The sequence below is a fragment of the Streptomyces iranensis genome, assembly GCF_017874715.1.
Classification (GTDB): domain Bacteria; phylum Actinomycetota; class Actinomycetes; order Streptomycetales; family Streptomycetaceae; genus Streptomyces; species Streptomyces iranensis.
Window position 1 is genome coordinate 85,570 of the sequence record NZ_JAGGLR010000003.1, and the last position, 12,716, is coordinate 98,285.

Below are 12,716 nucleotides of genomic sequence, written 5' to 3' on the forward strand. Positions count from 1 at the left end.
AAGCCACGTGTCCGGGAATTCCGGGAACCTCGTCAGCCATACCGCCGTGATCAGTTGCCCGCACGGCGGACGCGTAGGGGCGGCATCCGTTCCGTCGTCCGGTGTACGGCTCGACGGGCAGCCCGTGCCGACCGCCGACGACGTCTTCACGGTCGTCGGCTGCCCGTACACCGTCGACCGCGTCCCGCTGCCGTGCACCACCGTCCGGTGGGCTCCGGACCGCGACACGGTGCTGATCGACGGCGTGCCCGTCCTGCTCGACACCTCCTCGGCACAGTGCTTCAGCGCGGGGCTCGTGCCGCAGGGGCCACCCGTCGTCTCCGCCGCGCGGCAAGGAGTCATGTGCGGATGAGGACACGGACCGGCAGGCCACACACCGTACGGACCGATATCGCCTTCCCGTTCCGGATCGACCGGCGCGGGCGCACCGCGCACGCCGACCACGACGACCACATACGCGATCTCATCGAGCAGTTGCTCTTCACCAGCCCCGGCGAACGCGTCATGCGGCCGGACTTCGGCTGCGGGCTGCTCGACCTCGTCTTCACGCCCAACAGCCCCGAGCTGGCCTCCGCCGTCGAGCTGTCCGTCCAGGCATCGCTCCAGCGTTGGCTCGGCGAGCTGATCGAGGTGGAGTCCCTGGACGTGGTCAGCGAGGAGAACGTCGTACGCGTCCATCTGCGGTATGTGGTGCGTGCCACCGCCGGCCTGCGCGATGAGGTGTTCGAGGGGAGGGGGTCCGCATGAGCCACCCCTCCACCGCGTCACGGCGCGAGCGCATCAGGGCCGCCCACCTCAACGGGGTGGACGCCGTCGAGGCCGGCGACAGTACTCAACAAGGCACCACCCTCACCGTCACCTTCCTCGGCAAGGCCCCGCACGGCCTGTGCCCGGAGAACGTACGCGTCGACGGCGGCCGCCGGATCACCCGCATCGAGGTCATGGAGATCTCCGTCGAGCGCGAGGAGGACCCCGAGCTCGACGACAAGCTGTACGTCACCGTGGACCGGGCCGGGGACACCTCCGCCTACCGGCTCTCCATCGTCGACACCGATCCCTACGGGCGGCCGGGCACCGAACCCTTCCCCGGCTTCGACCAGCGGTACTTCCACTGCGCATTCCACTTCCGGCCCGACTGCCCCACCCCCTTCGACTGCGAGGACCAGGAAGAGCGCGACCTTCCCGCCACCTTCGCCCCCGCCCCCGTCATCGACTACACCGCCCGGGACTACGAAACGCTCCGTCAGGTCGTCCTGGACCGGCTCCGCCTCACCGCCCCCGACTGGGTCGAGCGCGGCGCCGCCGACCTCGGCATCACCCTGGTCGAGCTGCTCGCCCACACCGCCGACCAGATCAGCTACCAGCAGGACGCGGTGGCCACCGAGGCGTATCTCGATACCGCCCGCCGCCGGGTGTCCGTACGCCGCCACGTGCGGTTGATCGACTATCCGATGCACGACGGCTGCAACGCCCGCGCCCTCGTCACCGTGGAGACGGTTCAGCCGCTGACGCTGGAGCCGGGGGAGTACCGCTTCGCCGCCGTGGACATCCGTACGCTCGGCCCGCTGGACCGGCCGGACGTCGGGACCGTGCTGGACGACCGGGAGCTGGCCGTGCTCGATGAGCGCGGATCGGTGGAGGTGTTCGAGCCCGTCGTCACCGACCAACCCCTCCAGCTGCGGCCGGAACACCACCGCATCCGCCTGTGGACCTGGGGCGGCGAGGTGTGCTCGCTGCCCGTGGGCGCCACCTCCGCGACGCTGCGCGACGCGTGGGCCGACGAGGAGTGCCGGGCCCGCGTGATCGATCTGCGCCCCGGTGATCTGCTGCTCTTCGAGGAGGTGCGGGGCCCCCGCTCCGGGACGCCCGGTGACGCCGACCCGTCGCACCGGCAGGCCGTGCGCCTCAGCTCCGTCACCCCCGCCGTCGACCGGCTCGCCGAACAGCCGGTGCTGGAGGTGACCTGGGCGCGGGAGGACGCGCTGGCCTTCCCGCTGTGCCTGGCCACCCGGGGCGGTCCGGACTGCGCGCCCGTCGAGGACGTCAGCGTGGCGCGCGGCAATGTGGTGCTGGTCGACCACGGCCGTTCGCTCACCTTCTGCCGCGGCACACCGGAGACCCTCACCGTGCCGCCCGTCCCCGCCGTCGCCGGGTCCTGTGACCCACCCGCCTTCGGCTGCTTCGACAAGGACGCCGGGAACGCGCCCGCGCGGCTCATCGACTCCCTGCTGGACCAGGCCCGCCACGGGCGGCAACTGACCCCCGACGAGGTACGCGAGCTGTTCACCACCGTCGGCCCGGAGGCCACCGGCCGGGCCGGGATCGGCCTGGAGTCGGCCGGGCAGCGGCGCGAGAAGGTCGTGCCGGGCACCGCGTACGCCCAGGCGGAGGCGTTGCGGACGCTTCTCGCCCAGTCCGTCTACCCCGGGATCGTGCCGCGCTTCAGGCCCGTACTGCACCAGGCGCCCGTCACCCAGGCCGTGCCCTTCCCCGATCCGCGCCACATCGCGGCCGGGCAGGCCGGGCATCTGGCCGCCGTCCCGGGGCGGGTGCGGCAGCGGCTGACGGAGCTGTGGCGCAGCGCCCGCGACCGCGACGGGCTCTCGGACGAGGAGATCGCCGAACTCACCGTCCTGTTCGGGCTGCGCGTCCTGGAGCGCCTCGAACTCGCCCGCCACCCCGTCCGCGCGCTGCGCGAGCTGCTGCACCGCTGCGACCGGCTGCTCGACGCCAAGCTGGGGCGCCTGGCCGCACTGACCGCCAGAGCACGGGCGGGCACCGTCCTGGACGGGCGCGTCGCCTGGGAGATCGCGCACAGCTGGGGCCGGGCGTACGCCGCCGGGCTGCGCCCCGAGGACCCGGTGCTGCACGGTCCAGCGGCCGCCCTCGCCCAGGACCCGCGGGCCGCGCTCCCCGCCGTCAGCGTCGAGGACGGCGACGAGACCTGGACACCGCGCCGCGATCTGCTCACCTCCCGCCCGCGGGACCGCCACTTCGTCGGCGAACTGGAGGACGACGGCCGTATCGCGCTGCGCTTCGGCGACGGCCGGTACGGCGCCGTGCCGAGGCCCGGCGCGCGTCTCGCGGTCCACTACCGGACCGGAGGTGGCACGGCGGGCAACGTCGGCCCCGAGGCCATCAACCACCTGGTGCTGTGCCGGGATCCGGAAGCGGCGGACACCGGAGCGCCCCGGCCCGTGGCCGGGGTGCGCAATCCGCTGCCCGCCGTCGGCGGCACCGATCCCGAGCCGGTCGAACAGGTCCGCCGGCTCGCCCCGCTCGATCTGAAGCGCGCCCGGCACCGGGCCATCACCGCCGAGGACTACGCGGCGCTCGCCTCCGAACTGCCCGGGGTGCGGCGCGCGGCGGCGGAGATCCGCTGGACCGGCAGTGTGCGGGAGGCGCATATCGCCATCGACGCGTACGGGACCGGGGCACCGCCCCCCGCCCTCCTCGACGCGGTCGCGCACGCCCTGGAGGGCTACCGGCGGATCGGACACGACCTGGTGGTCGGTCCGGCCCGCGCGGTGCCGCTGGACATCGCGATCGAGGTGTGCGCCGCGCCGGGACACCAGCACGGGCAGATCCTCGCCGAGCTGTACCGGGCGCTGGGCGGCCGCCGGTTCTCCGGCGGGCGGCTCGGCTTCTTCCACCCCGACGCGCTGACCTTCGGCGAACCGGTGCGGCTCAGCCGCCTGGTGGCCGTAGCGGCGGCGGTGCCGGGGGTGCGACGCGTCGAGGTCACCCGGCTGCGACGGCTGTGGCACGAGGGGCTGGAGGGGCCGAAGGAGCCCGATGACGGCACCTCGTACGAGACGTCACACGGCGAGGCGCTGGAGGAGGGCATCCTGCGCATCGGCCCCCTGGAGATCGCCCAATGCGACAACGACCCCGACCGGCCCGAGAACGGCCGCCTGGTCATCGAGCTGAAGGGGGCCCGATGAGCGACCACCCCGATCACGTCGACTCCGGTGGCCGCGGCTGCGGTTGCGGCGGTCACGACGAGCGCCGGGCCGCCCCCGGCACTCCGCACAACCCGCCCGGCCGCACCGCCCTGGACTATCGCGTCGGCGACTACGGCTCGTTCCTGGCCGCCATGCTCGACCGGCTCGCCTCGCCCGCCTACCCCGCGCTGCGCGGCCTGACCGTACGCACCCCGGACGACCCTGCCATCGGACTGCTGGACGCCTGGGCGGCCTTGAGCGACCTGCTGACCTTCCACTCCGAGCGGATCGCCGACGAGGGTTATCTGCGCACCGCCCACGACCCCCGCTCGCTCGCCCTCCTGGGGCGGCTGGTGGGACATGTGCCACGGCCGGGCGTGGCCGCCGACACCCACCTCGCGTACACCCTGGACCGGGATCCGCGCGCCGAGGACGTCGTGGTGACGATTCCGCGCGGGGCCATCAGCCACAGCGTCCCGGCGGCCTCCGACGAGGAGTCGCAGACCTTTGAGACGAGCGAGGACCTGGCGGCCCGCTGGGCGTGGAACGAACTGGCGGTGCGCCGCCGCCGGCCCGCCCTGATCGGCCCCGACGACCTGCGGCGCCGCTCCGAGCTGCTGGTGTCCGGAACCTCGCTCGGACTGACCGTCGGCGACAAGCTGCTCTTCGTCTTCGGCGGGACGGCGGAGTCCGGGGGTGGCGGCCAGGGGGCACCTCCCAGCGGTAGCCGGGGGAGGCCGCTGCTGCCGGTGGCGCGGGTGACCGTCGACCGTGACGAGGACGTGACGGCGATCGGGCTGCAGCGGTCCGCCCCGCCGTCCCTCAAGGAGCTGGTGGACGAGGTACGGCGGTGGATCACCGACCCGGAGGCGGACGAGGACCCGGACGACCGGGGGGACGCCGAGCCCACGCCGGACCACCCCGATCCGCGTCCCGTCAGCCGTCTGATCGAGGAGTTCGACGCCCAGGTCCTGGCGCCGCTGCGGGGCGACCTGGACGGGATCACCACGCCCGGTCAGCTCGCCCGGCGGCTCGCCGAACCGCATGACCGGCTGGCGGAGGCGCAGGTGCTGGCCGCCCCGTACGAGGAGGTCGCCGCCTGGTTGGAGCGGCTGGAGGCGGTGATCGGCGAACTGCGCGAGCGGGCGGGGGAGTTGGACGCGGCCGGATCCGGCGAGGTGCGGCTGCGGTCCCAGCTCGCCGAGGACCGGCCACCCGCGGCCGACAGCGCCACCGAAACCGACGACCCCGCCACCGGGGCCCTCGCCACCGGGACCCACGGCCTCGCCACCGGCCCCGCCCACGGCACCGCCGCCGTGCGCGCGCTCGGCGCCGTCCTGCCCGCCCTGCGCACCCGCGTCGTACGGCCGCCGTCCGGCGCCCGCGCCACGGCGGCGCACGATCCGCGGCGGCTCTTCGGGCCGGGGTCCGATCTGGCCGCCGGGCTGCTGTCGGCCCTCGACCCGAGGGTGGCGAGCGGGATGTACGCGGCGTGGCGCCGCGCCGCCCCGGCCGCCACCGCCCCGCCGGGGACCGTCCCGCTGCTGCGCGAGCTGCTGGCGATGCGGGTGACGGCCGCGCCCTTCGGGGCGATGGCGCCGCTCAAGCCGGTACAGGACGACCGGGGCCGGGTCATCCGGCAGACCGACTGGCCGCTGACCGGCGGTGAGCTGACCGCCGTACGGATCGTGTACGACACGGCGGTCAAGGCGCCGGTGAAGGCGGAGTTCCAGCACATCGAGACCGGGACGTCATGGCAGCGCAGCGAGAACCTGCCGCAGACCGCCGAGTTCGAGCTCGGTCCGGGACGGGTGCGGCTGTCCACCCGGGTCGGCCAGGACCACGACCTGGGCTGGCTCCGGGGCCGTCCCACCGACTCGCAGGAGCCCGGTGTCACCGCCACCCTGCTGCCCGGCCTGCCCGCGCTCACCCTGTTCGTGTCCCGGCCCGCCGAGGACGGGCGGGTGCATGTGGTCGTGGACAACGGAGAGACCAAGCAGTGGATGCTCAGCCGCGGCGAACCCCCGAAACAGATCAGCTACGGGGCCTATGAATTCACGCTGCGGTTCACCCCCGGCAGCGAGCCCCCGGCCGTCGAGATCGGCATCGCCACCGTGCCCGAGCCCACCAACCGCTATGTGCTGCCGCTGGATTCGGTGCAGAACTCCATCACGGTCGGCAGCTGGGTGGCCATCGAGCGCCCCCGCAAGGGGTCCGGCGAGCCGGACGGCATCCCGGGCGACAAGGAGCTCGCCTCCGTCACCACCCGCGTCGTCGCCGTGCGCACCGCCGCGTACACCACCTACGGCATCACCGGCCGCGGCACCCAGCTGACCCTCGCCGACCCATGGCTCGACGAACACGATGTGCTGCTCTCCGCGATCCGCGACACCACCGTGCACGCGGGCGGTGAGCCGCTGCGCCCGGCGGACGAGCCGCTGGGCGAGGATGTGCACGGCAACGAGATCGAGCTCGCCGAGCTGTACGACGGACTGCGGCCCGGCCGCCGGATCGTCGTCTCAGGCGAGCGCACCGACATCCCGGGTCCGGCCGGGCCGGGCGGCCCGACCGGGGTCCGGGGCACGGAGCTTGCGGTGATCGCCGCCGTGGACCAGCGCGTCGACCCCGACCTGCCCGGCGACCATGTGCACACCACGCTCACCCTCACCGCCGATCTGGCCTACCGCTACCGCCGTGAGACGGTCCGGGTCCAGGGCAATGTGGTGCCCGCCACGCACGGCGAGAGCCGGGACGAGCCCATCGGCAGCGGCGACCCGGCCGTGGCCAACCAGACCTTCACGCTGTGGCAGTCGCCGCTGACCTGGCTCCCCGCGGACAACCCCCTGGGCGCCATCCCCGCCCTCGAGATCCGCGTCGACGGGCTGCTGTGGCACCGGGTGGACAGCCTCGCCGGACGCGGGCCGCGCGAGCGCGTCCATGTCACCGGGACCACCGGCGACGGGCGGACCACGGTGACCTTCGGGGACGGGGTGCACGGCGCCCGGCTGCCCGGTGGCCACGAGAACGTACGGGCCCGCTACCGCTTCGGCACCGGCGAGGCCGCCAACGTGCCCGCGGACCGGATCACCCAGGCCCTGACCCGGCCCCTCGGGGTCACCGCCGTCACCAATCCGCAGCCCGCCACCGGGGGTGCGGACGGCGACGGTCCGGGCCTGACCCGCCGTACCGTCCCGCTCGCGGTCTCCGCGCTCGACCGGCTGGTCTCCCTTCAGGACTACGAGGACTTCGCCCGGTCCCGCGCGGGCATCGGCCGGGCCGCCGCGCGCGAACTCTTCGACGGGCGGCGCAGGGTGCTCCATGTGACCGTGGCCGGGGTGGACGACGCGCCGATCGGCGAGGACGCGGAGGTGCTGCGCGCCCTGCGCACCTCGCTGGCCGCCTACGGGGACACCCGGCTGCCGGTCCGGGTGGATGTGCGGGAGCTGGTGCTGCTGGTGCTGGTGGCACGGGTGAAGGTGGCGCCGGACCACTCCTGGGAGCTGGTCGAACCCCGGCTGCGCCAGGCCCTGCTGCGCGAACTGGGCTATCCGGGGCGCGAGTTGGGGCAACCGGCCGCGCTCTCCGAGGTGCTGGCCACCGCCCAGTCGGTGCCCGGTGTGGACTATGTGGACGTCGACGCCTTCACCGGCGTCCCGGCCTCCAGCACCCCGCGGGAACTGGCCGACCTGGCCGCCCGGCTCACCGAGCCCGGCGCCGTGGTCCCCGCCCGGTCCGCCGAGTACGCCGAGGACACCTACCGGGTCACCGCGACGGACGGCGAGACGCTCACCGACATCGCCGGACGCCACGGCATCCCGCTCGCCGAACTGCTGCGCCTCAACCCCGACATCACCGACACCCGCCGCCTCATCAGGGGCCGTTCGGTGTCCGTCTTCCGCGGCATCCGCCCGGCGCGGCTCGCGATGTTCACACCCGATGTCCCGGACACGCTGATCCTTACGGAGGTCACCTCATGAGCAGGGAGCCGGACGGGCTCGCCGAGCTGCTTCCGCAGTGGCATCGCCTCAGGGACGCCGAGGCGGGCGAGCCCCTGCGCGCCCTGCTCGCCGTGATCGCCGAGCAGGTCGACCGCGTGCGCGACGGGGTGGAGCAGCAGTACGACGACTGGTTCGTGGAGACCGCCGCCGCATGGGTGCTGCCGTACCTCGGCGATCTGGTGGGCTACCGTCCACTGCCCGGCTACGAGCGGGTGCCGGCCACCGGACTGCGCGACGGCGGGCCGCCGGACGCGTCCCTGGCGCGGCTGGCCGAGGCGCTGGCGCCGCGCCGGGACGTGGCCGCCACCGTGGCGTACCGGCGGCGCAAGGGCACGCTCGCACTGCTCGAGGAGCTCTCCGCGTCGGTGGCCGGATGGCCCGCCCGCGCCATCGAGCTCTCCCGGCTCACCGCGCACCACCAGCCGGTCAGGCTCTACGGCGGGACCGGCGGCGCGGCGGCGGACCTGCGCAGGCTCTCCCGGGGCCGGCTCGCCGATCTGCGGGACGGGGCGGCGCTGGACCTGGCGGGCGGGCCGTTCGGAAATGTGGCGCGCTCGGTGGACGTACGGCGCGCGGACTCCCGCCGCAGACAGGGCGGCCACACCCCGGCCGGGGTCGGGCTGTTCGTATGGCGGCTGAAGCCGTACCCCGTGACCAGGGCACCTGCGTACTGCGTCGACCGGGCCCGCAACCTGTACACCTTCTCGATCCTCGGCAATGACACCCCGCTGGTGACCCGCCCCGAACCCGAGCCGTCGGCCCGGCACATCGCGGCCATCGACAACGTGCCCGCGTACATCCGCCGCCGTCAGCTCGCGGACCATCTCCTCGACTACTACGGGCCGGGCAAGAGCTTCACCGTCTGGCGGGACGGCCACGACGAGCCGGTGCCGCCGTCGGACATCGTGGTGGCGGATCTGACGGACTGGCGCTATCGCGCCAGGCGCGGCCAGGTGGTCATCGACCCCGAACGCGGCCGGATCGCCTTCGGCTCGCGCACGGCGCCGCGTCACGGCGTCTGGGTCACCTACCACTACGCGTGCGCGGACGACATGGGCGGCGGGGAGTACGACCGGGACGACCGCGAGACCTCCCCGGCCGCGGAGGTCTACCGGGTCGGGCCGGGGTGCGCGTACCAGCGGATCATGGACGCGTACCGGCAGTGGCAGCACGACCGGCGGGGCGGGCGATGCGGCCCCGAGGGCATCATCGAGATCACCCACAGCGGCGCCTACCAGGAGCAGCTGGACTTCGACCTGGACCCGGGCGACCGGCTGGAACTGCGCGCCGCCGAGGGCACCCGGCCGGTGATCCGGCTGCTGGACTGGTACAGCAACCGCCCCGACGCGCTCAACATCCGGGCGCGGGAGGAGCACGGGAACACCGGTGGCGAGGCGCCGCGCATCGTGCTGGACGGGCTGCTGATCGCGGGGCGCGGCCTCAACGTCACCGGGCCGGTCGGCGCCGTGGTGCTGCGTCACTGCACCCTCGTCCCCGGCTGGTCCCTGGAGCCGGAGTGCGAGCCGCGCTCGCCCGACGAGCCCAGCCTGGTCCTGGAGCGCACCACCGCGTGCGTCCAGATCGAGCGCAGCGTCCTCGGCACCATCGAGGTGATCGGCGAGGAGGTGCACACCGACCCGCTCGCCCTCCATATCCGCGACTCCATCCTGGACGCCACCGGACACGACCGCCCGGCGCTGTCCGCCCCGGACTGCCGCCACGCCCACGCCGTACTGCACGCCCACCGCACCACCGTCATCGGCGAAGTGCACACCCACGCCGTGCGGATCGGCGAGAACAGCCTCTTCACCGGGCGGATGCACGTGGCCCGGCGCGGTGTCGGATGTCTGCGGTTCAGCTATGTGCCGCCGGGCTCACGCACCCCGCGCCGCCACCGCTGCCAGCCGGATCTGGTGGGGGCCGAGGAGGCGTGGCGGGTGCGGCCGCTGTTCGGCGGCGAGCGCTACGGCACCCCGGTGTACGGGCAGCTGGCGGCCGGATGCGCGGAGGAGATCCGCCGGGGCGCCGAGGACGGCGCCGAGATGGGCGCCTTCCACGACCTGTACCAGCCGCAGCGCGAGGATAGCCTGCGGGCGCGGCTCGCGGAGTACGCGCCGGCGGGCACGGACGCGGGAGTCATCGCCGTGACGTGAGCCGATGCCCATGCCGGCATCCACGCCGAAGCCCGCTCGTCCGAGCCCCGGCCCGAGCTCGAGCCGCGCCCACCAGACTTCCGAACCTTCCGAGGGGGACCCTTCCATGCACGCCGATCTCTCCCGACTCACCTTCCGGCCCGGCCGGCGCTACTCCGCCGTCGTCGCCCAGCAGGGCCGCGTACAGCTCGACGCCGACGCCAACGAGCAGACCGCGATCCAGCTCCACCAGGCCCGTACGCTCGCCGCCGACCTGATCGGGCAGCACGGCGGCCCGTCCGGGGACGCCGGGTTCCACATCCGGTTCAAGGGCGGCAGCCGCGATCTGGACGATCTGATCATCGAGGGCGGCCGCTACTACGTGGACGGCATCCTGTGCGACGCGACCCGGCCGCTGCCCGGTGCGGCGGTCGACGACGAGGCGGCGGACGGGGCCTCCGGCACCTCCGCCACCTCCGGCACCTCCGGCACGGAGGGCGAGGCCGACCCGCCCGAACCGGACGAGCCGCCCGCCACCTGGACCTACTGGGATCAGCCGGACGCCTACCGGGACCCGGAGCGGCCGGGCGACCGGCTGCCGGAGCAGCGCCCGTTCCTGGTCGCCCTGAAGGTGTGGGAGCGGTCGGTGACCGCCGCCGAGGACCCGGCGCTGCGCGAAGTGGCCCTCGGCTCGGCGATGCCGGACACGGCGGCGCGGGTCAAGGTGGTCTGGCAGGTGCTGCCGGTGGAGAGCGCGGCCCTGGAGCTGGAGAACCCGGGAGGGGCGAGCAAGGAGCAGGTCGGCAAGGCGTTCGGGGCGTGGGCGCGGAAGGCCACGGCGCCCGGATCCCGGCTGGCGGCGCGCGCCGAGCGGCCGGAACACGCGGACCAGGACCCCTGCCTGGTCCGCCCGGACGCCCGCTACCGAGGGCCGGAGAACCAGCTGTACCGGGTGGAGATCCACGAGGGCGGCACGGCGAAGGAGGCCACCTTCAAATGGTCCCGGGAGAACGGCTCGGTGGTCTTCCCGGTCGACGAACTCGACGGCAGCTGGGTCGAGCTGGCCTCGTTGGGCAGCGACGACAAGCTGGATCTGGGCGTCGGGGACCTGGTGGAGTTCGTGGACACCGCCTACACCAGCCGGGGCGAACCGCTGCCGCTGCTGCGGGTGGAGGAGGCCGACCTGCCGGGGCGGCGGGTGCGGCTGTCCGGTGAGCCCGAGCCGGGTGTCGGACGCCGCCCCGAGCTGCGGCCGTTCCTGCGCCGCTGGGACCACCGGGAGACCACCCGGCGCCCCCGCAAGGGCGCGGCGGCTCGGCTGAAACGCGGTGCGCTCAAGGTCGAGGAGGGCCGCTGGCTGCCCCTGGAGGACGGAGTCGAGGTGTACTTCGCCCCCGACGGCGCCTACCGCTCCGGGGACCACTGGCTGATCCCGGCCCGCACCGCCACGGGCAGCGTGGAGTGGCCGGTGAACGCGGCCCGCAAACCGCTCCTCCAGCCCCCGGCCGGAATCCAGACGCACTACGCGCCCCTGGCGTGGGTGACCGCCGAGCAGGCGGAGCTCGATCTGCGGATGGTGTTCGGGCCACTGGCCGGGCCCGCCCCGGCCGCGGACGCGCCGGCGCTCGCGGCGGAGGCCGAAGCAGCGGCCGAGACCAGGTCCAGGGAGGACGCCGAACCGGAAGCGTAGGCCCGGTCCGGAGCCGATTGAGTTCCGTGCCCGTGGCATCCGTACATCACCATGCCTCATCCCTAAGGAGCACATCACCATGGCCACGCCGCTCACCGCCGACCGTCTGCTCAAGGCGCTTCGCGACGAGGGACTGGAAGTCCATGAGTACCGCGACTGGCGGACTCACAACCGCAACAGCAAGGGCCCCTGGGGGCCGGTCAACGGGGTGATGATCCATCACACCGTCACCAAGGGCACGGACTCCTCCGTGGAGCTGTGCTACGAGGGACACTCCTCACTGCCGGGGCCGCTGTGCCACGGCGTCATCGACAAGTCAGGCGCGGTCCACCTGGTCGGCAACGGCCGCGCCAACCACGCGGGCCTGGGCGACGGCGATGTGCTCAGAGCCGTCGTCAACGAATCCGCGCTGCCCTCCGACAACGAGGCCGACACCGACGGCAACCGCCACTTCTACGGCTTCGAGTGCGTCAACCTCGGCGACGGCGAGGACCCCTGGCCGGAGGCGCAGAAGCTGGCGATCGAGAAGGTGTCCGCGGCCATCTGCCGAGCCCACGGCTGGACCCAGCGCTCGGTGATCGGCCATCTGGAGTGGCAGCCGGGCAAGGTCGACCCGCGCGGCTTCACCATGGACAGCATGCGTAGCCGCGTCGCCAAGCGGCTCGGCGCCAAGCCGGACGGCCCGGCTCCCAAGCCACCGGCGTCCTACGAGCCGTTCCCGGGCGCCGACTTCTTCCGGAACGGCCGCGAAAGCAAGATCATCACGGCGATGGGCAAGCGGCTGGTGGCCGAGGGCTGCGGACGCTACGAGGAGGGCCCCAGCCCGGAGTGGACCGAGGCGGACCGCAAGTCCTACGCGGCGTGGCAGCGCAAGCTGGGCTACTCCGGCGATGACGCGGACGGCGTCCCCGGCAAGACCAGCTGGGACAAGCTGCGCGTCCCGAACGTCTAG

The 12,716-nt window shown here is 73.9% G+C and carries 7 protein-coding genes; all 7 read left to right on the top strand.

Features of this window, described 5'->3' with window-relative positions; all coding sequences use genetic code 11:
- The first annotated feature begins 7 nt into the window (after positions 1-7).
- The 7 genes from J2Z30_RS06385 to J2Z30_RS06415 all read left to right on the top strand — a co-directional run bounded on the left by J2Z30_RS06385 (position 8) and on the right by J2Z30_RS06415 (position 12,716).
- Positions 8-352, top strand: coding sequence for a hypothetical protein (locus J2Z30_RS06385; RefSeq protein ID WP_044579515.1), 345 nt, complete (start codon positions 8-10; stop codon positions 350-352).
- Positions 349-747, top strand: coding sequence for a GPW/gp25 family protein (locus J2Z30_RS06390; RefSeq protein WP_044579517.1), 399 nt, complete (start codon positions 349-351; stop codon positions 745-747). Before J2Z30_RS06385 ends, J2Z30_RS06390 begins: the two co-directional genes overlap by 4 nt.
- Complete coding sequence (locus tag J2Z30_RS06395) at positions 744-3,944, top strand: putative baseplate assembly protein (protein WP_044579519.1); 3,201 nt, start codon at positions 744-746, stop codon at positions 3,942-3,944. The genes J2Z30_RS06390 and J2Z30_RS06395 overlap by 4 nt, the downstream gene beginning before the upstream one ends.
- Complete coding sequence (locus J2Z30_RS06400; protein ID WP_044579521.1) at positions 3,941-7,921, top strand: putative baseplate assembly protein; 3,981 nt, start codon at positions 3,941-3,943, stop codon at positions 7,919-7,921. The genes J2Z30_RS06395 and J2Z30_RS06400 overlap by 4 nt, the downstream gene beginning before the upstream one ends.
- A complete protein-coding gene (locus J2Z30_RS06405; protein ID WP_044579523.1) occupies positions 7,918-10,095 on the top strand; it encodes a hypothetical protein in 2,178 nt (725 codons plus the stop codon). Before J2Z30_RS06400 ends, J2Z30_RS06405 begins: the two co-directional genes overlap by 4 nt.
- A 106-nt stretch (positions 10,096-10,201) precedes the next feature.
- The gene (locus tag J2Z30_RS06410; RefSeq protein WP_044579525.1) at positions 10,202-11,764 is read left to right on the top strand and encodes a DUF6519 domain-containing protein; all 1,563 of its coding nucleotides are present in this window, start codon (positions 10,202-10,204) and stop codon (positions 11,762-11,764) included.
- A gap of 79 nt (positions 11,765-11,843) precedes the next feature.
- Positions 11,844-12,716 carry a peptidoglycan-binding protein gene (locus J2Z30_RS06415; RefSeq protein ID WP_044579527.1) on the top strand — a complete coding sequence of 291 codons (873 nt, stop codon included), beginning with the start codon at positions 11,844-11,846 and terminating at the stop codon, positions 12,714-12,716.